At 62.5% G+C, this 22,553-nt stretch carries 24 protein-coding genes; 12 read left to right on the forward strand and 12 right to left on the reverse strand.

The features are described 5' to 3' along the window. Positions 1–269: 269 nt before the first annotated feature. The 4 genes from ACGYK4_RS03540 (at position 270) to ACGYK4_RS03555 (ending at position 4,106) form a co-directional block, all read left to right on the forward strand. Positions 270–1,088: an SDR family oxidoreductase gene (locus tag ACGYK4_RS03540; RefSeq protein WP_394433316.1), complete on the forward strand. Its 819-nt coding sequence runs from the start codon at positions 270–272 to the stop codon at positions 1,086–1,088. 33 nt (positions 1,089–1,121) lie between these two features. Continuing rightward, a complete protein-coding gene (locus tag ACGYK4_RS03545) occupies positions 1,122–2,114 on the forward strand; it encodes an NAD(P)H-dependent flavin oxidoreductase (RefSeq protein WP_394455129.1) in 993 nt (330 codons plus the stop codon). Then, positions 2,111–3,145, forward strand: coding sequence for a phosphotransferase family protein (locus ACGYK4_RS03550; protein WP_394455130.1), 1,035 nt, complete (start codon positions 2,111–2,113; stop codon positions 3,143–3,145). The genes ACGYK4_RS03545 and ACGYK4_RS03550 overlap by 4 nt, the downstream gene beginning before the upstream one ends. An 85-nt stretch (positions 3,146–3,230) precedes the next feature. Continuing rightward, entirely contained in the window at positions 3,231–4,106 is an 876-nt protein-coding gene (locus ACGYK4_RS03555; RefSeq protein ID WP_394455131.1) for an acyl-CoA thioesterase, read from the forward strand. Positions 4,107–4,112: 6 nt separating this feature from the next. On the opposite strand, the gene ACGYK4_RS03560 is transcribed toward ACGYK4_RS03555, so the two are convergent. Together ACGYK4_RS03560 and ACGYK4_RS03565 are read right to left on the reverse strand one after the other, a co-directional pair. Beyond that, positions 4,113–4,889, reverse strand: coding sequence for an SDR family oxidoreductase (locus ACGYK4_RS03560; protein ID WP_394455133.1), 777 nt, complete (start codon positions 4,887–4,889; stop codon positions 4,113–4,115). 1 nt (position 4,890) lies between these two features. Continuing rightward, a complete protein-coding gene (locus ACGYK4_RS03565; protein WP_394433324.1) occupies positions 4,891–6,165 on the reverse strand; it encodes an acyl-CoA dehydrogenase family protein in 1,275 nt (424 codons plus the stop codon). 173 nt (positions 6,166–6,338) lie between these two features. Between ACGYK4_RS03565 and ACGYK4_RS03570 the strand changes: the two genes are divergently transcribed. Next, on the forward strand, positions 6,339–6,752 hold the full coding sequence (locus ACGYK4_RS03570; protein ID WP_394419186.1) for a CoA-binding protein: 414 nt from the start codon (positions 6,339–6,341) through the stop codon (positions 6,750–6,752). Here ACGYK4_RS03570 and ACGYK4_RS03575 read toward each other — a convergent pair whose 3' ends face one another. From ACGYK4_RS03575 to hisA, 3 genes are read right to left on the reverse strand one after another with little or no spacing between them, the layout of a single operon-like run. Next, the gene (locus ACGYK4_RS03575) at positions 6,753–7,061 is read right to left on the reverse strand and encodes a phosphoribosyl-ATP diphosphatase (protein WP_394433326.1); all 309 of its coding nucleotides are present in this window, start codon (positions 7,059–7,061) and stop codon (positions 6,753–6,755) included. Continuing rightward, a complete protein-coding gene (gene hisF / locus ACGYK4_RS03580) occupies positions 7,058–7,819 on the reverse strand; it encodes an imidazole glycerol phosphate synthase subunit HisF (protein ID WP_067265192.1) in 762 nt (253 codons plus the stop codon). Before hisF ends, ACGYK4_RS03575 begins: the two co-directional genes overlap by 4 nt. 3 nt (positions 7,820–7,822) lie before the next feature. Next, positions 7,823–8,542, reverse strand: a complete 720-nt coding sequence (hisA, locus tag ACGYK4_RS03585; RefSeq protein WP_394433328.1) for a 1-(5-phosphoribosyl)-5-[(5-phosphoribosylamino)methylideneamino]imidazole-4-carboxamide isomerase — start codon at positions 8,540–8,542, stop codon at positions 7,823–7,825. 129 nt (positions 8,543–8,671) lie between these two features. Here hisA and ACGYK4_RS03590 point away from each other — a divergent pair, with 129 nt between their 5' ends. Continuing rightward, entirely contained in the window at positions 8,672–9,061 is a 390-nt protein-coding gene (locus tag ACGYK4_RS03590; protein ID WP_394433330.1) for a DUF2147 domain-containing protein, read from the forward strand. 180 nt (positions 9,062–9,241) lie between these two features. On the opposite strand, the gene hisH is transcribed toward ACGYK4_RS03590, so the two are convergent. Both hisH and hisB read right to left on the reverse strand, forming a co-directional pair. Beyond that, complete coding sequence (hisH, locus tag ACGYK4_RS03595; protein ID WP_394433332.1) at positions 9,242–9,880, reverse strand: imidazole glycerol phosphate synthase subunit HisH; 639 nt, start codon at positions 9,878–9,880, stop codon at positions 9,242–9,244. Between the two features lie 4 nt (positions 9,881–9,884). Beyond that, on the reverse strand, positions 9,885–10,472 hold the full coding sequence (hisB, locus tag ACGYK4_RS03600) for an imidazoleglycerol-phosphate dehydratase HisB (RefSeq protein WP_394433334.1): 588 nt from the start codon (positions 10,470–10,472) through the stop codon (positions 9,885–9,887). Positions 10,473–10,631: 159 nt separating this feature from the next. On the opposite strand from hisB, the gene ACGYK4_RS03605 reads away from it, so the two are divergent. Together ACGYK4_RS03605 and ACGYK4_RS03610 are read left to right on the forward strand one after the other, a co-directional pair. Beyond that, positions 10,632–10,871 (forward strand): Lrp/AsnC family transcriptional regulator, encoded by a 240-nt coding sequence (locus ACGYK4_RS03605; RefSeq protein WP_007120503.1) that lies wholly within the window; start codon positions 10,632–10,634, stop codon positions 10,869–10,871. 1 nt (position 10,872) lies between these two features. Further along, positions 10,873–11,241: a hypothetical protein gene (locus tag ACGYK4_RS03610; RefSeq protein ID WP_394455134.1), complete on the forward strand. Its 369-nt coding sequence runs from the start codon at positions 10,873–10,875 to the stop codon at positions 11,239–11,241. 52 nt (positions 11,242–11,293) lie between these two features. On the opposite strand, the gene ACGYK4_RS03615 is transcribed toward ACGYK4_RS03610, so the two are convergent. Next, the gene (locus tag ACGYK4_RS03615) at positions 11,294–12,271 is read right to left on the reverse strand and encodes a PleD family two-component system response regulator (RefSeq protein WP_394455136.1); all 978 of its coding nucleotides are present in this window, start codon (positions 12,269–12,271) and stop codon (positions 11,294–11,296) included. 440 nt (positions 12,272–12,711) lie between these two features. Here ACGYK4_RS03615 and ACGYK4_RS03620 point away from each other — a divergent pair, with 440 nt between their 5' ends. After that, complete coding sequence (locus ACGYK4_RS03620) at positions 12,712–13,809, forward strand: cupin domain-containing protein (protein ID WP_394455137.1); 1,098 nt, start codon at positions 12,712–12,714, stop codon at positions 13,807–13,809. On the opposite strand, the gene ACGYK4_RS03625 is transcribed toward ACGYK4_RS03620, so the two are convergent. Next, positions 13,801–17,202, reverse strand: coding sequence for an indolepyruvate ferredoxin oxidoreductase family protein (locus tag ACGYK4_RS03625; protein ID WP_394455139.1), 3,402 nt, complete (start codon positions 17,200–17,202; stop codon positions 13,801–13,803). The genes ACGYK4_RS03620 and ACGYK4_RS03625 overlap by 9 nt on opposite strands. A 124-nt stretch (positions 17,203–17,326) precedes the next feature. Between ACGYK4_RS03625 and ACGYK4_RS03630 the strand changes: the two genes are divergently transcribed. Then, positions 17,327–17,788, forward strand: coding sequence for an Lrp/AsnC family transcriptional regulator (locus ACGYK4_RS03630; protein WP_067629340.1), 462 nt, complete (start codon positions 17,327–17,329; stop codon positions 17,786–17,788). 90 nt (positions 17,789–17,878) lie between these two features. After that, complete coding sequence (locus ACGYK4_RS03635) at positions 17,879–18,991, forward strand: S-(hydroxymethyl)glutathione dehydrogenase/class III alcohol dehydrogenase (protein ID WP_271689939.1); 1,113 nt, start codon at positions 17,879–17,881, stop codon at positions 18,989–18,991. 32 nt (positions 18,992–19,023) lie between these two features. Here ACGYK4_RS03635 and ACGYK4_RS03640 read toward each other — a convergent pair whose 3' ends face one another. Together ACGYK4_RS03640 and ACGYK4_RS03645 are read right to left on the reverse strand one after the other, a co-directional pair. After that, positions 19,024–20,481 (reverse strand): cobyric acid synthase, encoded by a 1,458-nt coding sequence (locus ACGYK4_RS03640; protein WP_394455140.1) that lies wholly within the window; start codon positions 20,479–20,481, stop codon positions 19,024–19,026. Positions 20,482–20,609: 128 nt separating this feature from the next. Next, the gene (locus ACGYK4_RS03645; protein ID WP_007120494.1) at positions 20,610–20,930 is read right to left on the reverse strand and encodes a DUF6280 family protein; all 321 of its coding nucleotides are present in this window, start codon (positions 20,928–20,930) and stop codon (positions 20,610–20,612) included. A gap of 221 nt (positions 20,931–21,151) precedes the next feature. On the opposite strand from ACGYK4_RS03645, the gene efp reads away from it, so the two are divergent. After that, complete coding sequence (gene efp / locus ACGYK4_RS03650; RefSeq protein ID WP_067265157.1) at positions 21,152–21,715, forward strand: elongation factor P; 564 nt, start codon at positions 21,152–21,154, stop codon at positions 21,713–21,715. Between the two features lie 85 nt (positions 21,716–21,800). On the opposite strand, the gene ACGYK4_RS03655 is transcribed toward efp, so the two are convergent. Then, on the reverse strand, positions 21,801–22,547 hold the full coding sequence (locus ACGYK4_RS03655) for a YgfZ/GcvT domain-containing protein (protein WP_394433348.1): 747 nt from the start codon (positions 22,545–22,547) through the stop codon (positions 21,801–21,803). Between the last annotated feature and the right edge of the window lie 6 nt (positions 22,548–22,553).

Below are 22,553 nucleotides of genomic sequence, written 5' to 3' on the forward strand. Positions count from 1 at the left end.
CGCCGATGGTACTGCGTCTTAAGACGTGGGAGAGTAGGTCATCGCCAAACCTAATAAGTTCCTAGACTACAGTATCTATCTACGATGATCAGATTAACAAAACCGCCGCAGCCCATAGCTGCGGCGGTTTTGTGTTTGAGGGGGGGGTAATCTCCCGACCAGCAAGAACCATATGACGCCCGGTTATCCGAGCCTGTGTTGGGCATCCGCTTGACGCTGCCCGAAGCCCTGTCACAGTAGCGGCGGCAGTCGACGTTGGGAGGCGGGGCATGGATATTGAGACGCTCTTTGGCTTGGAGGGAAAGACCGCTTTGATCACCGGCGGGGCCACAGGAATCGGGCGGATGGCGGCGGAGGCTTTGGTGCGGGCCGGGGCGCGGGTCTTCTTGGCCAGCCGGAACGGAGAGGTCTGCGCGGCGGTAGCCGATGAGCTGAATGCGCTTGGCGCGCGGGGCAGCGCCGAAGGGTTCGTGGGCGATGTGGGGACTGAGGCTGGTGTGGATGCGCTCGTGGCTGAGGTTCAGGCGCGTAGCGATCGGCTGCATATCTTGATGAACAACGCGGGCGTGACTTGGGGTGCGCCCTTGGGGCAGTTCCCTTACCGGGCTTGGGATAAGGTCATGGGCGTCAACGTCGCCGGGCTTTTCGATCTTACGCAAAAGCTGTTGCCGCTTCTTAGCGCCGGGGCCACGGCGGATGATCCCGCGCGGATCGTCAATGTCGGGTCGGTCATGGGGGAGCGCGAGATGGGCGACGGCGCCTATAGCTATGCCGCGTCCAAAGCGGCGGTCATTCATTTGAGTAAAATCCTTGCCAAGGAATTAGCCGGGGAAGGGATCACCGTGAACGCCCTGGCGCCGGGGCCCTTCGTTTCGCATATGACGGCATTCGCCACGGGCGATGAGAAGACGCGGGCCGCGGTGGGGCAGGATGTTCCGCTTGGCCGTGTTGGGCGGGATGAAGATATCGCGGGCTGCATGCTGTTTCTCTGCGGACGCGGCGGCGCCTATGTCACCGGGGCCGTGATCCCGGTCAGCGGCGGCATCAATGTGATGTCGGGACCGAATATTTTTGAAAAGGCACTGTGATGCCGAACGATAGACCCCGAACGGAGACCCCATATGCGTGACGACAGCCATCTACCCCAAGCCCTGCGCGGCCTGCGCCTGCCGCTGGTCGCCTCGCCGATGTTTATTCTCTCGGGGCCCGAGCTGGTCATCGCGCAGTGCAAGGCGGGGATCGTCGGGTCTTTCCCGGCGCTGAACGCGCGGGAGGCCGAGGGGGAGCCGCCGTTGTTGGATGCTTGGTTGACCCAGATCACCGAAGCCTTGGACAAGCACAATCAGGAGAACCCCGATCGGCCCGCGGCCCCTTTCGCGGTGAACCAGATCGTGCATCGGTCGAACGCGCGGTTGGAGCGGGATCTTGAGATCTGCGTCAAACATAAGGTGCCGATCTGGATCACCTCGCTCGGCGCGCGGGTTGAGGTGAATGAGGCCGCACATTCCTGTGGCGGCGTGACGCTGCATGACGTCATCAACAACCGTTTCGCGCGCAAGGCGATTGAGAAGGGCGCGGATGGGCTGATTGCCGTGGCGGCGGGGGCCGGGGGCCATGCGGGGCCGCAATCGCCCTTCGCGCTGATCCGCGAAATCCGCGAATGGTTCGACGGGCCGCTTCTGCTTTCCGGGGCCTTGGCCACGGGTGAGGGGCTGTTGGCGGCCCGCGCCATGGGGGCCGATCTGGGCTATATGGGCTCGGCCTTCATCGCCACGCGAGAGGCGAACGCCGTGCCGGGCTACAAGGATATGATCGTCTCGGGCGGGGCGGATGACATTGTGACCTCTTCGCTCTTCACCGGGGTGTCGGGCAACTATCTGCGCCCATCGATTGAGGCGGCGGGGCTCGACCCGGACAACCTGCCATCGGCGGATGCCTCTTCGATGAACTTCGGCTCGGGCTCGTCCAAGCCCAAGGCGTGGAAGGAAATTTGGGGCGCGGGGCAGGGGATTGGCGCTGTCAAAGAGATTGGCGGCGCGGCCGACTTGGTGGACCGTATCGAGGCGGAGTATCGCGCCGCTGGCGCAAAGTTGGCAGCGGAGTTCGCACGGTGAGCACGGATACCCAAACCCTAGACGAAGACGCCGTTTGCCGCTGGTTGGAGGCGAACCTGCCGGGCTTTGCCGGGCCGCTGGAGGTCACGAAGTTTCAGGCCGGGCAGTCCAACCCGACATTCCTGCTTTCGACCCCGGCGCATGACTATGTGCTGCGCCGCAAACCGCCGGGGGTGCTGTTGAAATCGGCCCATGCAGTAGATCGGGAGTTTCGGGTGCAGAAGGCTTTGGCGGGCAGTCAGGTGCCTGTCGCTCGGATGCATCTGCTTTGCGAAGACGAGAGCGTCATCGGCTCGATGTTCTATGTCATGGACCATGTCCCGGGGCGCAACTTCAACGATCCCACGCTGCCGGAGCTTACCCCGGCAGAGCGTGGCGCGGTCATGGATGAGATGAATGGCGTGCTGGCCGCGCTGCATGAGGTTAATATCGACGCGGCGGGGCTGCCAGACTATGGCCCGCCCGGCAACTATTTCGAGCGACAGGTGGCGCGCTGGTCGAAACAATACCGCGCGTCGGAGACCGAGCCGCAGCCGGATATGGATAGGCTGATGCAGCGTCTCAGCGCCGAGCTGCCCAAGGACGACGGGCAGCGGACGCTGGTGCATGGCGACTACCGGATCGACAATATGATCTTCGACACCCATGGCACCGCCTGCCGTGCGGTTTTGGATTGGGAACTGTCGACCATCGGCCATCCCTTTGCCGATCTGGCCGCCGTTATCATGCAGTGGCAGATGCCCGTGGGGGCCGAGGGGCGCGGCTTGGCCGGGGTGGACCGCAGGGCGCTTGGTCTGCCCAGCGATGCCGAATTCATCGCCGCCTATTGCCGCAGGCGCGGGCTTAAGGGCATCGACAACTTCGGCTATTACCTCGCCTTTTGCTTTTTCCGCATGGCGGCGATCATCCAAGGTGTGTTGAAACGCGCTTTGGAGGGCAATGCTTCAAACCCCGAATACGGGTTGAAATTAGGGCAATATGTCCCGGTTTTTGCGCGCCACGGGCTGGAGGCGCTGGATCGCGACCGCTGAGCGGGCGGCGGGGCGTTTGGCGCTTGAGCTTTGCGGTGAAAACCTGTTGCTAGGGCCGGAACACCCCGGCCCGAAAGGATGACCCATGACCAATGCTGCGCGGCAACTGCTTGATCTGTTGGATATCGAACAGCTTGAGGTCGATCTGTTTCGGGGCACGGGTGCTGGCGGTGAGACCTCAATGCGGATTTTCGGCGGTCACGTCATCGCGCAGGCGCTGATGGCGGCTTACCGGACGGTACCAGACCGGGCGTGTCATTCGCTTCATGCCTATTTCATACGGCCCGGCGACCCGAAAATTCCGGTGATCTATCAGGTCGACCGCGCCCGCGACGGGGGCAGTTTCACGACCCGGCGCGTGGTGGCGATCCAGCATGGCAAGCAGATCCTGAACCTCTCCGCCTCTTTTCAGGTCGAAGAGGAGGGGTTCGATTGGCAGCACGAGATGCCGCAGGTTTCGGCCCCTGAGAACTGGCCCGACCGGCCTGAATTGCGCGAGGCTTTTGCCGAAAAACTGCCCGAGAAATACCGCGGAGATTTCCTGCGCGAGCGCCCCATCGAGATCCGCGAGGTTGAGCCGCGCGATTTCATGACGCCGGAAAAGGTCAGCGACCGCAACTATCTGTGGTTCCGCATGGGGGCCGCCGAAGGGCAGAACCCGGTGATGCAGCACGCGTTGCTGGCCTATGCCTCGGACATGAACCTGCTCGGCTCCTCTCTGCGGCCTCATGGGCTGACGTGGTTTCAGGGCAAGGTAATGACGGCCAGCCTTGATCACGCCATGTGGTTTCACGCGCCGATCCGCTTTGACGAATGGCACGTCTATGCGCTCGACGCGCCGTTCACCGGCGGCGCGCGGGGGTTCAATCGTGGGATGATCTACAATCAAAACGGGCAGTTGGTGGCGAGCGTGGCGCAGGAGGGGCTGCTGCGCCCGATCCGGCCCAAGGGGGAGAGCTAGGGGCCGCTAGCTGTCTTTCGCCGCCCCAAAGCGCCGGTTCAGCTTGCGCATTCCGCCGATCCAGCGGTCGTAATCCTGCGCCTTGCCTTGCATATAGTCGCGCACCTGCGGATGCGGCAGCACCAGAAAGACCTCATCGCGGATCGCCTGCACGCAGGCTTCGGCCACCGGCTCAGGCTCCAACATGCCGTCAATCGCGGCGACATGGTCCTCCAACCCGCGCATCATCTCAGTCCGGACTGCCTGCGGGCAGAGCACAGAGACCTTGATTCCGTCGTCGCCATAGCTCATCGCCAGCCATTCGGCGAGGCCGACGGCGGCGTGTTTTGTCACCCCATAGGGCGCCGCGCCGACCTGATTGAGCAGCCCCGCCGCTGAGGCGGTGTTGAGCAGATAGCCACCCCCGCGCGCCCGCATCAGCGGCACCAGATGGCGCGCCGCGCGCACATGGCTCATCACGTTGATCTCCCAAATGCGCTGCCACTCGGCATCCGGCACCTCGACGCCGCCCTCGACCGAGATACCGGCGTTAGAGCAGAAAAGATCAATCGGCCCGATGTCACGCTCGACGGTGGCGATCAGCGCGGCGATCTCCGCCTCCCGCGCGACATCGACGCGGAAGGCCGTGCCGCCGACCTCAGCCGCCGTCGCCTCGGCCCCCGCGCTGTCGATGTCCACGCAGATGATATGCGCAGGTGCTTCCTTGGCAAAGCGCAGCGCCAAGGCCCGCCCGATGCCGCTGGCGGCCCCGCTGATGACGATGACGCGGCCCGCGAGATCCATATCAGCTGTCGCTGCCAGAGCCGCGCGCGTTCGACGCCTGAAAGGCCTTCACCTCGGCCCGGGCGATCACCTGATGGTGCACTTCATCCGGCCCGTCGGCAAAGCGCAGCGCACGCTGCCATGTGTACATGCCCGAAAGCGGGCTCCACTGGCTCATCCCCGTCGCCCCATGCACCTGCATAGAGGCGTCGATGATCTCGCAGGCCTTTTCCGGCACCAGCGCCTTGATCATGCTGACCCAGATGCGCGCCTCTTTATTGCCCAAGACATCCATCGCCTTGGCCGCTTTCAGCACCATCAGGCGCATGGCTTCGATGTCGATCCGCGCGCGGCTGATCGTTTCCATGTTCTTGCCAAGGTCGATGATCTTCTTGCCAAAAGCCTCGCGCCCCAGCCCGCGTTCGATCAGCAGGTCCAGCGCCTTTTCCGCCGCCCCGATCGAGCGCATGCAGTGGTGAATCCGCCCCGGCCCAAGCCGCACCTGACTGATCTCGAACCCACGCCCTTCGCCCCAAAGCACGTTTTCGCGCGGCACGCGCACATCGGTGAAACGGATATGCATATGCCCATGCGGGGCGTCGTCATGCCCAAAGACATGCATCGGGCCGAGGATTTCCACCCCCGGCGTGTCCATGGGCACAAGAATTTGGCTCTGCTGGCGGAAAGTCTCGGCCTCGGGTGAGGTTTTCACCATGACGATCATGATTTTGCAACGCGGATCGCCCGCGCCGGAGATATAGAATTTCTCGCCATTGATCACCCAATCGTCGCCATCCAGCACAGCACTGGTGGAGATGTTGCGCGCATCCGAAGAAGCGACATCAGGCTCTGTCATGGCAAAGGCCGAGCGGATTTCGCCGGCCAGCAGCGGCTTCAGCCAGCGCTCTTTCTGTTCAGGCGTGCCGACGCGTTCCAACACCTCCATATTGCCGGTATCCGGGGCGGAGCAGTTCAGGCTTTCCGGCGCCAGCGGGCTTTTGCCCAATTCGGCGGCGATATAGGCGTAATCAAGGTTCGCCAGCCCTTCACCGGTTTCGGCATTGGGCAGGAAGAAGTTCCACAATCCCGCCTCCCGCGCTTTTTGCTTGGCCCCGTCGAGCAATTCCAACTGACCGGGCGCATAGGACCAGCGGTCGGCGCGGCCTTCGCCAAGGCGAAAGAACTCCTCGGTGATCGGATCGACATTCTCGCGGATGTGCTTGATGACCGCCGCCAGCAGTGGCTTGGCCTTCTCCGACATTTCGAGATTGTTCATATCCAAGGTCTGATCGATCATCCTATGCTCCCGGTGATGATGGTTTGCGGTGCCGCCCGGTTCCTCCGCAGGCGGCCCTTTGGGGCGAGCCTATGCAATCGCCGCGGCCTTGCCAATCGCGGGCAGGGGGCGGCAGGCTTGACGCCACGTCATTAAGCCGTTGAAACCCGCGCGCAGGCGCTTAAGTTCAGCCTATGACAGATGCATTGATCAAAGACGTCCTCACCCGCACCCGCCGCATCGCGGTGGTCGGTGTCTCCCCCAACCCTGCGCGGCCCAGCCACTATGTGGCTGAATACCTTGCGCAAAAAGGGTATGACGTGGTGCCGGTAAACCCGGTGCACGCGGGCAAGGAGGTCTTTGGCAAGACTATTGTCGCCACTCTGGCCGAAATCGACCCGCCGGTGCAAATGGTCGATATTTTCCGCCGGTCCGAGGATGTGCCCCCCGTCGTGGACGAAGCGCTGGAGGCTTTTCCCGAGCTTGAGACCATCTGGATGCAAATGGGCATCACCAATGCTGAAGCGGCGGCCAAGGCCGAAGCACGCGGCGTGGATGTGATCCAAGACCGCTGCCCCAAGGTGGAAATCCCACGCCTTATGGGCTGATTATTTCCGCGCGGCCTTTTCGGCAATGCCGGAGGTCGATTGCCGCCGCGCCAACTCATTCAGCACATCGCCTAGCGGCACATCCCGCGCGGCCAGCATCACCAACAGGTGGTAGAGCACATCGGCGGCTTCCGAGGTCAGACCTTTGCGGTCATCCTTCACCGCCTCAATGATCGCTTCGACCGCCTCTTCGCCGAACTTTTCGGCGCATTTCTCTGGCCCGTTGGCCAGCAGTTGCGCGGTCCAACTGCTTGACGGATCGGCGCTTTTGCGGCTCAGAATGGTGGCGTAAAGGTCATCAAGCGTCATGAAAGCCTCATTGGAATGCCAGCGGCGGCCATATGCTGTTTGGCCTCCTGCACGGTATATTCGCCAAAGTGAAAGATCGAGGCTGCCAGCACCGCCGAGGCACCCCCTTCGATCACCCCGTCCACGAGATGATCCAAATTACCGACCCCACCGGAGGCGATCACCGGCACCGATACGGCATCGGAAATGGCGCGGGTCAGGGGCAGGTTGAACCCCTGTTTGGTGCCATCGCGGTCCATCGAGGTCAGCAGGATTTCCCCGGCGCCCTTGGCGGCCACGGTGCGGGCAAATTCCACGGCATCGATGCCCGTGGGCTTACGCCCGCCATGGGTGAAAATCTCCCATTTGCCGGGGCTTACGGTCTTGGCGTCAATCGCGCAGACGATGCACTGGCTGCCAAAGTGATCCGCCGCTTCGGCGATCACATCCGGGTTCGCCACGGCGGCGGAGTTGAAGCTGACCTTATCGGCCCCCGCCAGCAGCAAGGCCCGCACATCCGCCACGGTCCGCACGCCGCCGCCCACGGTCAGCGGGATATAGCAATGCTCAGCGGTGCGGGTAACCAGATCGAACATCGTGCCGCGGTTCTCATGGGTGGCGTGGATGTCGAGAAAACAAAGCTCATCCGCCCCCGCCGCATCATAGGCAATCGCGGCATCCACCGGATCGCCCGCATCACGCAGGCCGACGAAGTTCACACCCTTGACCACACGGCCATCGGCCACGTCGAGACAGGGGATGATGCGGGTCTTTAGCATGGCTCAGCCCTTCAACATCTTCATGGCTTCGGCCAGATCAATCGCGCCATCATAAAGCGCGCGCCCCGAGATCGCGCCCTCGATGACCCCGGTGTCCCGCAACGCGCCCAAGTCTTCGAGCGATGACACCCCGCCCGAGGCAATCACCGGGATCGAAACGGCCCGCGCCAGATCGGCTGTCGCTTCTACATTCGGCCCGCCCATCGCGCCATCGCGCATGATGTCAGTGTAGATGATTGCGGCCACGCCCGCGTCCTCAAAGGATTTCGCGAGGTCGGTGGCCATCACATCGGTCTCCGTCGCCCAACCCTTGGTCGCGACCTTTCCATTCCGTGCGTCGATCCCCACAGCAACTTGCCCGGGAAAGGCGCGCGCCGCCTCGCGGACCAGTTCGGGGTTCTCAACCGCGACGGTGCCCAGAATGACCCGCGCGAGCCCCTTATCCAACCAGCCCTCGATCGTCGCCATATCGCGAATGCCCCCGCCCAATTGCGCAGGCACTTTGCAGGCTTTCAAAATCGCCTCCACCGGGGCGGCGTTCACCGGGGTCCCGGAAAAAGCGCCATTGAGGTCAACGAGATGCAGCCAATCACAGCCCGCTTCGACAAAGCTAAGCGCCTGTGCGGCGGGATCGTCGTTAAAAACGGTGGCACGGTCCATGTCGCCATGCACAAGGCGCACGGCCTGACCGTCTTTGAGATCGATAGCGGGGTAAAGGATCATGGCCGGGCCCTTGTTAGAGAAGTCGCTTTCCTTTTGCACGTCGCCAGGGATTTTGCAACGCGACCCTAGGTCAGTCTTGCCCGATTGAAAGTTGTGGCTAACACTAAAGCCAGATCGGGAGGAGAGATCATGAAACAGCTTTTTGCAGCGGCTCTTCTGGGCCTTGGCCTGACCGGCGCCGCCCATGCCGCGGATCCGGCAGTCGGCACGTGGAAAACCCAAGTGGATGACGGCGCCTATGCCCACGTCAAAATGGCCCCCTGCGGCGGGGCGATCTGCGGCACCATCGCGCGCACCTTCAACGACAGCGGCGAATACAAATCCCCCAATATCGGCAAGACGCTTGTAATCGACATGAAGCCTCAGGGCGGCGGCAAATACGCCGGTAAGGTTTGGCGCCCGTCAAACGGCAAAATCTACATTGGGAAGATGGACGTCTCAGGCAACTCGCTGAAACTCTCGGGCTGCGTCGCGGGTGGGCTGATCTGCTCGAAACAGACCTGGGCGCGCATCAAGTAAGCGCAGTTCACCTCTGCCAAGGTTAGAAGGCGCGGAGCCAGAACTTCGCGCCTTCCTTGCGTTTTGCGTGAGGAAAGCGCAGCGCAGAGGTATTTAAGAAAGGATGAAGATGAAGAGGGTCTTTCTTCATCTTCATCCTTTCTTAAATACCTTCCGACGTTTCAACAGGCGCGGCGCGGGTTAAGGCGCCCAAGTCAGGAAGTTCGAGATCAGCCGCAGGCCGGTGGTTTGGCTTTTCTCTGGGTGAAACTGCATGCCCAGCATCGTGTCGCGGCCGATGATCGCCGTGACTTCGCTGCCGTAGTCGACATGGGCCAGACGTTCGGCGGGGTTGGCGACGGCCATATGGTAGCTGTGCACGAAATAGGTGTGATCGCTGGTTTGCAGCCCGTCGAAGACCGCGTGGTCGTGATCAATCACCAAGTCGTTCCAGCCCATATGGGGGACTTTGAGCTTCGGGTCTTTCGGGGTGATCTGGGTCACCTCGCCACCGATCCAGCCCAAACCGGGGGTGTCTTCATATTCGCGGCCCATGCTGGCCATCAGCTGCATGCCGACGCAGATGCCGAGGAAGGGGCGGCCTTTTTCCTCGACCGCCTCGACCATCGCGTCATAGAGGCCGCCGGCCCCTTTCAGGGCGGCCATACAGGCCGGGAAAGCGCCATCGCCGGGAAGAACCAGACGGTCAGCGCGGGCTACGACCTCGGCATCCGAGGTCACCGTGACTTTGCCTGCGTCATGCTCGCGGGCCATACGCTCGAAGGCTTTATGCGCGGAGTGCAGGTTGCCGGATTCGTAGTCGATGATTGCTGTCAGCATTGGTTTACAAGGCACCCTTGGTCGAGGGGATGGCGTCCGCTTTGCGCGGGTCGGTCTCGACCGCTTCGCGCAGGGCGCGGGCAACGGATTTGAAAGCGGCTTCGGCGATGTGGTGGCTGTTGAACCCGTGGAGCGCGTCGACATGTAAGGTGATGCCGCCATGGGTGCTGAACGCCTGGAAGAACTCGCGGACCAGTTCGGTGTCGAACTTGCCGATGCTGCTGGTGGGGAAATCCACGTTCCAAATCAGAAAGGGCCGCGCGGAGAGGTCGAGCGCGCAGCGGATTTGTGCGTCGTCCATCGCCAGCAGGCAGGATCCGTAGCGGCGGATGCCGCGTTTGTCGCCGAGCGCTTGGGTCAGTGCTTGGCCCAGCGTGATGCCGACGTCTTCGACGGTGTGGTGATCGTCGATGTGCAGATCGCCCTTGGCACGCACCTTGATGTCGATCAGCGAGTGGCGCGAGAGTTGGTCGAGCATATGGTCAAAGAAACCGACGCCGGTTTCATTGTCATAGCTGCCGGTGCCGTCGAGGTTGATCTCGACCGTGATGTCGGTTTCGGCAGTGGTGCGGGTCAGGGTGCTGCGACGCATGGGGCATCTCCGAAGGCAATTGCTGCGCCCTTATAGCAGGGCCTGCCGCCGCGCCAAGCCCAAGCGGTGAAACGCCTTTGAGCAGGGACAGCGCGATCGGGGATTGCGGGGGCAGGGCCCATATGTCAGCTTGAACCAAATCCCAGAAAGAGGCGCGACATGACCACCTGCGTATTCATCCAGATCCGCTGCCGACCGGGCACGACCTATCGTGTGGCCGAAGAGATCGCCCTGCGCGAAATCCATTCCGAACTTTATTCCACCTCAGGCGAATATGATCTTTTGATGAAGCTTTATATTCCGAAGGGCGAAGATGTGGGCGTCTACATCAATGACAATCTGTTGGACATCGAAGGCATCGAGCGGTCTTTGACCACGATGACCTTCAAGGTCTTTTGAGGTGGCGCGCCGGTTCGTTCTGACAGCAGCCGTCTGTTCCGTTTTGTCGACCTCTTCGCTCGTGGCCTCTTCTGGCGCGGCCGAGGCGGGCACGCGGGTCTATGAGGGGCGCGAAGCCGCGGCGCTGCGCTGCGCCAATACGTTGGCGCTGACGGCCGTGGCACTTTCCGCGGCGGAGTTGATTGGCGAGGGGGAGAAGAATGTGATGCTGGGCGTGACCGTGCGCATTCTCGACCGCCATGTTGAGGGGACCTGGGCGCAGAAACGCGCGGCGATGGAGGTGATGCGCGATCGGCGCAGCGTGCCTGACACGCTTGAGGATTACCGCCGCATCGCCGAACGCTGTTTGGTGCAATTCCCCATCAACTGAATGCGAAAACCCGCCCATGAGGCGGGTTTTTCCTGAGGCAATTGCCTTGTCGTCAATGGGCGGCGGAGACGGAGGGTTTCTCGGTCGGGGGGGTGTCGAGCTTGACCTTCTGCCGCATCGCCACGCGGCGAATGGCACGGTCGAATGTCTTTCTGACCCGCTGAGTGCGGCTGGCATTGGGCTGGATCGGGCCACCGACGGAGAGCATCACCGCCATCGGGCTGTTGTCGCCATGGCGCAGGTCCATGCCGTCCAGCTCCCCTTGGATGAGCACCTCGATCTCGGGCCACGCGGGCAGGCTGTCACCTGTCACGATGCACAAGAGCGTGCCAGATCCGTTATGGGTCATCAGCAGTTGGGGGCAATCGACCACGCGCGCGATGGCCTCGGCCGCAGCGGCGATGGCGCGGGCGAATTCGGCGGTGTTGCAGGTCGCGTAAAGCTCATCGATGTGTTCGATTTTTGCCGCGAAAACCTGACATATATCAAGGTGTTGGCGTGAAAGCTGCGACAGGTAATTGCCCAAGGAGAAGGGCAGCACCAATTGATCGACCCCATTGATATGCACAGGATCGGCCAGCGCGAAGTCGTGGACACCGGGCTCGCCCGCGTCTTTCAAATGCTGCGGGTCAAGGCGCGGGGCGCGTTGGGTGTTCTCCAACATGCGCTCGGCGATATGCACGCGGGTTGCAATGTCCTTCACGTCAAAAGGTTTGGTCACATAGTCGTTGGCCCCGGCGGCAAAGGCGCTTTCGATCGCAGTCGCGTCGGCGCGCGAGGTCACCATTAGGATTGGCGTGTCTTGATAGGCTTCCAGCGTGCGAATGCGGCGGCATAGGGTGATGCCGTCCATCTCGGGCATCTCGATGTCCAAGAGCAGGCAGTCGAAGTGTTCTTTGGTGGTTTCGAGCAGTTCCAGAGCGGCAGCGCCGGAGGCGGCCAATGTCAAATGGGGGTACTCGGCTTCGCGGAAAACAACGGGCAGCAATTCGCGGATAAATGGGTCATCGTCGACAGCAAGAATTTTCATTTTTGGCACCTCTTTCGTGGGGCAGACGGGCAGTCCGGGTGTCTTTATAATCTGTTCATATCTAGTCGTATAAACCCGGCGAAATTGTGACGCTTCTGCACCAATACCTTGTGCCGTTGCATAAATTATTAACCATATTTTGAAGCCTCGCGAAACCATTGAATTGGCGAAGAGAGATGGCCGTGGCCCCTTGCTTTCCCGCATTACGGGAGGTGATTGCGTGGAAATTGTGCAGGCTTTCAGGCGCTATTGGGCGCGTGAGGGTGCGAAATCGGGGCGAGAATTTGCGGTTCTTGTGATCGCGCGAATTTCACGCTGCGACTCGCGAGCCGAAAATGAGCGAGCGGGGGAACTTTATCGGCTGTGGTGCGTAACGCCCAGTTGACGCTTTGCCTGTCGCGCGCTCAACTGCGGCGCGATACGTGAAGAGGATGAGTTAAATGCGTTTGCCCGATGATGTTTTGGCGGAATTCTTGTTGCCCACGCGGGAGCTTAGGGAGGATCTGCCTTTCTTCACCAAAGTGCTGGGCATGCGGCTTGAGACGATCTTTCCCGCGGATGATCCTTCGGTGGCCAGTTTTTCGGGTCATGGGGTGCGCGTGAGGCTTGAGCGGGGGGCGGATGTGGCGCCGGGGCATCTGCGCCTGCTGACCGATGCGCCCGACAGTATCGCAGAGGGCCAGCGGGAACTCACTGCGCCCAATGGCACGAAGATCGAGATCCTGCCGCGTAGCCCCCGCGTGGACCAGCCCCAGACGCAGCATGAGTTTGCCGTGCGGCGGCTGGCGGATGAGGCCCCATGGGTGATTGGTCGCGCGGGGATGCACTACCGCGATCTCATCCCCTCGCGCCTCGGCGGCTCGATCATCGCCAGCCATATTCGCATCCCCGACGGCGGGCCGGTGCCGGATATGGTGCATTACCATACCGTGGGCTTCCAGCTGATCTATTGCTACCGGGGCTGGGTTGATGTGCTCTACGAGGATCAGGGCGATGTGATCCGGCTCCATGCCGGGGATTGCGTGACCCAGCCGCCGGGCATCCGCCATCGCGTGGTCGAGGCCTCGCCCTCGATCGAGGTAATCGAGATCGGCGTGCCTGCGGAACATGTCACCACCATCGACCACGAGATGACCCTGCCCAACGGCAAAGGCGATCCGGCCCGCGAATGGGAGGGCCAGACCTTCGTGCATCACGTGAAGGAAGGGGCCGCGTGGCAGCCCTTCCGCATCCCGGGCTTCGTCGCGCGCGACACCGGGATCACCAAGGGCACCAAGGGCGTGGCCGGCATTCAGGTGGCGCGTTTCGACGGCGGCACGCCGCCGCCCGCGAAGCACGACGCGGACATTCACTTCAGCTTCGTGATGGAAGGCAGCATGACCCTGAACACCGAAGGGCAGGAGCCGCGCCAATTGGAGGCAGGCGATGCCTTCGTCATCCCGCCGGGCATGGTGGCGCAATATAGCGACTGCTCGCCCGACCTCGAATTGCTCGAGGCCGGGCTGCGCGGTGATTTCTCGACGACGCTCTTAGCCTAGGCGCGCGGCCACTTCGGCCTGCACCTTCTCGGCTGCGGCCTCTTTCACGGGGCCGTAGCCGCGGATTTCCATCGGTGCGGAAAGCACCGCCAGCGCCGCGTCATGGGGCAGGGCGGGGGCCTTTTCCATGACCTCCTCGTACCAGCCGATCAGGCCGACCTCGAGCTTGCGGTCGGCGCCGTAGCTGAACGGGTCGGCCCATGTGCCGCGCAGCGGTTTCATCGCCGCCAGAAGGTCAAAGGCGCGGCCCATCCACGGGCCGAACTTGCGCTTGTTGGGGCGTCCGCGGCCATCCGTGCCAGTGGGCCAAGCGGGCGGGGCAAGGTGATAATGCACCTTGTAGTCGCCCTCGAACGTATCGGCGATGCGCTCCTCGAAACCGCTTTGCCGGTGCAGGCGTGCGACCTCGTATTCGTCCTTGTAGGCCATCAGCTTGAACAGCGATTTCGCCGCCGCGCGCATCAGGTCGTCGGAGCCTTCGGGCAGCTTGCCCTCCAGCGCATCGAGCTTGGCCTTGTAGCGCTGGGCATAGGCGGCGTTCTGGTAGCCGGTGAGGAATTCCATCCGCCGCGCGATCAGGCCTTCGACACTGTCGTCGGGTGCAGGCGCGGGGGCGAAATGCGCCTTGATCGCCTGCGGGTTGCCCGCCATGACCCGGCCAAAGCCAAAGGCGGCGCGGTTCTTGTCCGGAACAACACCGTTCAATTCGATTGCCTGCTCAAGCGCTGTGAGCGAGACCGGCACGAGACCCTTCTGCCAAGCGAAACCGAGCATCATCACATTGGCGAACACCGCGTCGCCCATCAGCTTCTCGGCCATGGCGTTGGCGTCGAAGGCCGCGAGGTTCTCGGCCCCCACGGCCTGCGCGATCACCGCCTCGCGGTCGTCGATGCGCAACTCGGCGTCGCGGTTCAGCACCAGATCGCCGGTGGGCATCTCGGCGCGGTTCAGCACGATCTGCGTCCCGCGCCGGTAGTGGGCGGATGCCTTCGGCGCAGAACTCACAACCATGTCGCAGCCGATCACCGCGTCGGCGCCGCCCTGATCGATGCGCACCTGATGCACCTCCTCGGGCCGTTTCGCCAGACGGACATAGCCCAGCACGGTGCCGAACTTCTGCGCGAAACCCGTGAAGTCGAGGACGCTAGAGCCCAGCCCCTCGAGATGCGCGGCCATGGTGATGAGCGCGCCCACGGTCACCACGCCGGTGCCGCCGACGCCGGTCACCAGCAGGTTGAAGGGCTGGTCGAGCTTGGGCAGTTCGGGCATCGGAAGCTGCGCCGAGAGCCCCGCCACATCCAGCCCCGCGCCGGAGCGCTTGCGGCGGCTGCCGCCTTCGACCGTCACGAAGGAGGGGCAGAAGCCGTTGAGGCAGGAGTAGTCTTTGTTGCAGGTCGATTGGTTGATCTGCCGCTTGGCGCCAAACTCGGTTTTCTTGGGCTCGACGCTGAGGCAGTTCGACTCGAGGCTGCAATCGCCGCAGCCTTCGCAGACCAGATCGTTGATCATCACGAATTTCTTCGGGTCGTCCATCAGCCCGCGCTTGCGCTTGCGGCGCTTCTCGGTGGCGCAGGTCTGTTCGTAGATCAGCACGGTGACGCCCGGGATCTCGCGCAGCTCGCGCTGCACACGGTCCAGATCTCCGCGATGGTCGAAGGTGGTGCCCTCTGGGAAGTCGCCCTTTGGCAGCAGTTCGGGCCGGTCCGAGACCAGCGCGATGCGTTCCACACCCTCGGCACGGCAGGCCTGCGCGATGGCGGCGACGGAGACGGGGCCGTCCACCGGCTGGCCGCCGGTCATCGCGACCGCGTCGTTGTAAAGAATCTTGTAGGTGATGTTGGTCTTCGCCGCGACCGCCTGCCGGATCGCCAGCGAGCCGGAGTGATACCACGTGCCCTCGCCGAGGTTCTGGAAGACGTGTTTGCCGCCGTTAAACATCGAAGTCGCGATCCACGGCACGCCTTCGCCGCCCATCTGGGCGAAACCCGCCGTCTCGCGGTCCATCCAGGAGGCCATGACATGGCAGCCAATGCCGGAGTTGGCCTTCGACCCCACCGGCAGCTTGGTGGAGGAGTTATGCGGGCAGCCGGAGCAGAAATAAGGGGTGCGGGTGGCGCCCTCGACGTTCAGCAGCACGGGCGGCTGGTCGGTCAGCGTGCGGGCTTTTTCGAGCAACTTCTCTTCGGGGAAGAAGGCATCGAGGCGCGCGGCGATGATCGGCACCAGCTTCAGCGGCGACAGCTCCCCGGTCCAGGGCACCAGTTCCTCTAGGTTCTCGTCGTGCTTGCCGACCATCCGCGCGGGTTTGGAGCCGGGCCAGTCGTAGAAAGCCTCTTTGAACTGGCTCTCGATGATGCCGCGTTTCTCTTCGATCACAAGCACTTCGCGCTTGCCCTTCACGAAGTCGAGCGCGTCGTCCAGCGCCAGCGGCCAGACCATGCCGATCTTGTAGATGTCGATGCCCAGACGGCGGCAGGCGGCCTCGTCGAGGCCCAGAAGCCGCAGCGCCTCCATCGTGTCGAGATGGCCCTTGCCGGTGGTGACGATGCCAAAGGAAGCGTCCTGCGTCTCGTAGATATGCCGGTCGATCGGGTTGGCGCGCATGAAGGCCTGCACCGCGTCGAGCTTATGGTGCAGCCGCGTCTCGATCTCGGGGGAGGGGAGATCGCCTAAGCGCACATGCAGCCCGCCCGGAGGGGCGGTGTAGTCAGGTTGCTTGAACACCCGGTCCGGGGTCAGCTCGACCGAGGCGCCGCTCTCCACGGTTTCCGAGATCGCCTTGAAGCCGACCCATGTGCCCGAGAAACGCGACAGCGCGATGCCGTATTCGCCGAAGGCTTGGTATTCGGCGACGGAAGCCGGGTTCAGCGTTGGCATGAACCACGACATGAAGCCCACGTCTGACTGGTGCGGCATCGACGACGACACGCAGCCGTGGTCGTCGCCCGCCACCACCAGCACACCGCCCTTGGGCGCGGAGCCATAGGCGTTGCCGTGTTTCAGCGCGTCGCCCGAGCGGTCCACTCCCGGGCCCTTGCCGTACCACATGGAGAAGACGCCCTCGACATCCGCCTGCGGGTCGAGATGGGCCTGCTGCGCGCCCAAGACCGCGGTGGCGCCGAGGTCTTCGTTCACCGCGGGAAGGAATTTCACGCCCGCCTCGGCCACGCGGTCCTTGATGCGCCAGTATTCCAGATCGAGCCCGCCCAGAGGCGAGCCACGGTAGCCTGAGACGAAACCGGCGGTGTTCAACCCCGCTGCGCGATCACGCCGGGCCTGATCCAGCATAATGCGCACCAGCGCCTGCGTCCCGGTCAGAAAGACGCGGCCTTCGGTCTGATCATAGCGGTCATCAAGTTTATAAGTGGTAAATTCGCGCGGTTGTTCTGTCATGGGGTACTCCTCACTGGGAAGTATACCGCAGGATGCGCGAATTTTTGCACCCATTCTGCTGGCTTTGTCGCGGTTGCACGGATAAATTATCCGAAATAACTTTTCAGAATGAAAGATTTATCCGATGAGTGAAATGGATGCGACTGACCGGCAGCTTGTCTTCCTGCTCCAGCAGGATTCGCGCCTGCCCAACGCACAGCTGGCCGAAAAGCTGAACATATCCGCTTCTGCCTGCTGGCGGCGGGTCAAGGCGTTGGAGCAGGCGGGGGTGATCAAACGCTACGCCGCCGTGGTCGACCCCAAGGCGATGGGGCTGGGGTTCGAGGCGATGGTGCATGTGCATCTGACCCGGCATGATGCCTCGGCCCTCGCCAGTTTTATCCGCGCGATCCAAAGTCGGACAGAGGTGACGGAATGTTTCGCCACCACGGGCCAAGCGGATTATCACCTGCGCGTGCTGTGCCGCGATATCGACGCCTATAACGCCTTTTTGGAGAGCTTTTTGTTCCTGCATCCCGCAGTCAATTCGGCCACGACGAATGTGATCCTGCGGCAAATCAAATCCGACGCGCCGATTACTGGTTGAGGCGATCAGGGCAGCGTTTTCTGCGTTGGACATTTGCCGCATGCGTGCTTCATAAAGCAGCAAAGATCACACCCGAAGGAGAGACCCATGATGAGAACCCGTGCCGCCGTTGCCGTGGAAGCCGGCAAACCGCTTGAAATCATGGAGGTGAACCTCGAAGGCCCGAAACGGGGGGAGGTCTTGGTCGAGATCAAGGCGACCGGCCTGTGCCATACCGATGAGTTCACCCGCTCGGGCGACGATCCCGAAGGCATTTTTCCTGCCATCCTCGGCCATGAGGGCGCAGGCGTCGTGCTGGAAGTGGGCGAGGGCGTCACCACGCTGGAGCCGGGCGATCACGTCATCCCGCTCTACACCCCCGAATGCCGCGAGTGCGAATATTGCCTGAGCGGTAAGACCAACCTGTGTCAGGCGATCCGCGTGACCCAAGGCCAAGGCAAGCTGCCCGACGGCACGACGCGGTTCTCCATGCTGGATGGCACGCCGATCCACCACTACATGGGCTGTTCGACCTTCGCCAATCACACCGTGGTGCCCGAAATCGCGCTGGCCAAGGTGCGCAAGGACGCGCCTTTTGACAAGATTTGCTACATCGGTTGTGGCGTCACCACGGGCATCGGTGCCGTCATTAACACCGCCAAGGTCGAGTTGGGCGCGCGTTGCGTGGTCTTTGGGCTGGGCGGCATCGGTCTGAACGTCATTCAGGGCCTGCGCATGGCCGGGGCGGATCAGATCGTGGGCGTCGACCTGAACGACGACAAGGAAGAGGCCGCGCGTTACTTCGGCATGACCGATTTCGTGAACCCCTCGAAAGTTGACGGCGATCTGGTGGGTCATCTGGTTGAGCTGACCAAGGGCGGCGCTGATTACTCTTTTGACGCCACGGGCAACACCAAAGTCATGCGCGACGCGCTGGAATGCGCGCATAAGGGCTGGGGCGAGAGCATCATCATCGGCGTGGCACCCGCGGGGGCCGAGATTTCGACGCGGCCTTTCCAGCTGGTCACCGGTCGGGTCTGGCGCGGCACCGCCTTTGGCGGGGCCAAGGGGCGGACGGATGTGCCGAAGATCGTCGATTGGTATATGAACGGCAAGATCGAGATCGACCCGATGATCACCCACAAACTGACTTTGGATCAGATCAACGAAGGCTTCGATTTGATGCACAAGGGTGAATCGATCCGCGCGGTCGTCGAGTTTTGAGCGTTGGGCTGGAGGGCTGCGCGCGCTCCAGCCTAGACCTCTGCCGCGAGGGAGAGGAACAGATCGACATCCATATAGGTCTCGACATGATCGGCCAGCGCGTCCAGCGCCTCTTCGACGCCGGTTTCAAAGTCCAGCGATGAGGAGACGCCGAAGCCGCCAAGATAGGCGCGGCGGAAGGCATCCGAGCTGAAAATCCCATGCATATAGCAGCCCTGCACCCGGCCCGAAGGGGAGGCCGCGCCCTCGGGCGTGCCGTCGAAAGTCAGCCACGCGCGGGCGCAGTCGGGGCCGGTGGTCTCTCCGATATGGATCTCATAGCCGGTGAGGGCGGTGCCGCTGGCCGGGTGCTGGCCGCGCTTTTCCGACAGATGTTTCAGCGGGGCCATCGTGGTTTCCACGTCCAAATGCCCCAGCCCTGCGACCCGCGCCGCCGGGCCTTCGATCCCCTGCGGGTCGGTAATGGTCTTGCCCAACATCTGATAGCCACCGCAAAGACCCAGCACATGGCCGCCGCGCCGGATATGGGCGGCAAGGTCGATGTCCCATCCTTCGGCCCGGAAGGCTTCGAGGTCGGAAATTGTGGACTTGCTGCCGACCATCAGCACAAGATCGGCGTCAGCGGGCAGGGGCGTGCCGGGCATGATCATGCGCAGATCAACGCCCGGCTCAGCCGCCAAAGGGTCGAGGTCATCGAAATTGGCGATCCGGGGCAGGCGTGGCACAGCGATGACACAGCCCGACCCGCCAGAGCGGGCGCGGGCGGGCAGGTCCATCACGTCTTCGGCGGGCAGGCGGTGGGCGGCATCGAACCACGGAATTACCCCAAGGCTCGGCCAGCCGGTACGCGCGGCGATGTCATCGCGCCCTGCGTCAAAGAGGCTGCGGTCACCGCGGAATTTGTTCACCGCAAAGCCGCGGATCAGCGCGTTGTCTTCGGCACCAAGCACGGCCTGTGTGCCGACGATCTGCGCGATCACCCCGCCGCGGTCGATATCGCCCATCAGCACCACCGACACCCCGGCGGCGCGGGCAAAGCCCATATTGGCGATGTCGCCCGCCCGCAGGTTCGTCTCAGCCGGAGAGCCCGCGCCCTCGATCACGATCAGGTCGCAGCTTTCGGCCAAACGGTGAAAGGATTGCAGCACCGCGGGCATCAGGCTGGCTTTGTTGCGGCCAAATTCCCGCGCCTCTTGCTGGCCTGCGATCCTGCCTTGCACCACCACCTGCGCGCCGGTGGCGCTCTGGGGTTTCAGCAGCACCGGGTTCATATCCGTATGCGGGGCCACGCCCGCCGCGCGGGCCTGCAACGCCTGCGCGCGGCCAATCTCGCCCCCGTCTTCGGTGACGGCGGCGTTGTTGGACATGTTCTGCGGTTTGAAAGGGCGCACCCGCAGGCCACGCCGGGCGCAGGCGCGGATCAATCCGGCGACGATCATCGACTTGCCGACATTGCTGCCGGTGCCTTGGATCATGATGGCTTTGGTCATGTCTGCTCGCCCTTGGTTTCGCGCAAATTGGCGCAAATCAGGGGCAGGGGAAAGCCCATCGCCGAGGGGCAGACACAAAAAAACGCAGCCCGAAGGCTGCGTCAATTGCGCCGCTTGGCGAATATGTCTTAGGCGGCTTCGGCCTGAAGCGCGGCATTGCGGCGCTCGGATTCTTCACGCGACAGGGCGACGGATGTCCGCACGCCTTTGCCGACGAATTCCATCAAACCTTCGACGACCCGCTCGTTGGGGTCGATACCGGCACAGCTCAGAACCTCGCGGCCATCGCGCGAGCGGGCCCAGCGGGCGATCTGTTCAGGGCCGTTGCCATATTTCTTGTCATCGGCAATTGCGTCATCCAAAGCAGCTAGCACCACAGCAGCAAAGAGCTTGCGTGCGCGGTTGCCTTGCTCGTTGTTGAAAGCGGTGCCATCAACGAAATCTTTCATCTCGTCGTCCTTTCGATTATTCTTGCTCTTGTCATTCGGGCGTGGAGGCCCTTATGACGGATATCTTTTGATTCGGATACCTCTATTTAGCATATCTCCCATGCAGCTTGCGCATATCTAGTTGGTGTGGCAGCAGAGAATAACGCCTGCTTGCAGGGGACCATCCCTCCCGATATAGACCCGAACATCATATCATCAACCTTATGTCGTGGTTTTGTCACATGCCCAAGATTAACGGAAACGAGATCCGCCCCGGAAACGTCCTTGAACATAACGGTGGCCTCTGGGCGGCTGTGAAGGTCGATCACGTGAAGCCCGGCAAGGGCGGCGCCTTTGCCCAAGTCGAGATGCGCAACCTGCGCAACGGCTCCAAATTGAACGAACGCTTCCGTTCCGCCGACAAGGTCGAGCGGGTGCGTTTGGAGCAAAAAGACCAGCAATTTCTGTATGAAGACGATGGTATGCTGGTGGTGATGGACACCGAAACCTATGAGCAGGTGCAGCTGCCTGCCGAGCTTTTGGGAGAGCGCCGCCCCTTCTTGCAGGACGGCATGATGATCGTGGTCGAATATCACGAGGAAGAGGCGCTGAACGCCTCGCTGCCGCAGAAGGTGACCTGCAAAGTGGCCGAGACCGAGCCGGTGGTGAAGGGCCAGACGGCGGCGAATTCCTTCAAGCCTGCTGTGCTCGACAACGGTGTGAAGATCACCGTGCCGCCCTTCGTGGGCCAAGACGAAGACATCGTCGTGAACACGGAAACCATGGAATATGTCGAACGGGCCTGACGCGACGTCATCTTTGGTAAAGGAGATCAGCCCCGGTTTTGCCGGGGCTTTTTGTTTCGTGGGGCCTTTCAGCGGCGCGCGGTGCTCAGGTCGCAGGGCCGGGCCAAGTGACCTCTGCACCTTCGGCTTGCATCGGGCCTTTGGCGCGGTCGAACCGCAAATGCGCCAAAGCCTGACCGCCCGCTTGGGTGTAAAGCGTGCCCGCGGGTTTCCCCTCTGCCGTGATTGCCGTGCCGGGGGCGGCGCTGCCGCTGACCTCGACCCGGGTCAGCCCTTTGCGCAACTCGGTCTTGTGTTTCATCCGGGCGGTCACCTCTTGGCCGACATAGCAGCCTTTGCGGAAATCCAGCCCGTTGATCCGATCGAACCCCGCCTCAAGGATAAAGGTATCGGGGGTGAGTTCGATCCCCGCCTCGGGGATCAGATGCGCCACGCGCAGAGCGTCCCAATCGGTCGTGTCTTCGGTCTGCGGCGTGTCGCGATAGGCGCGCCAGCCCATTTCAGGATGACGCGGATCGGCCACGGCATCATCGGGCGCGGGGCCGGTGCCACGGTGCAGGTGTAGGCCCGTGGACTCAATGGTCACCTTCGCCCGCAGCTTGTACATCGACAGCCGCTGGGTCAGCATATCACCGAGCCTTTCGTCCACGTCCAGCAGGACGTTATCGCCATCGGCGATCAGAAAGAAATCGGCCATATATTTGCCCTGCGGCGTCAGCAGGGCGGCATAGACCGGGCCTTGGTCCAGTTTGCCGACGTCATTGGTCACGATTCCTTGCAAAAAGTCGCGGGTGTCGGGGCCGGAGAGGCGCAGAATGCGGCGCGGGGTCATGCGGGT

The sequence above is a fragment of the Sulfitobacter sp. 1A13368 genome, from assembly GCF_043557275.1.
Lineage (GTDB): Bacteria > Pseudomonadota > Alphaproteobacteria > Rhodobacterales > Rhodobacteraceae > Sulfitobacter > Sulfitobacter faviae.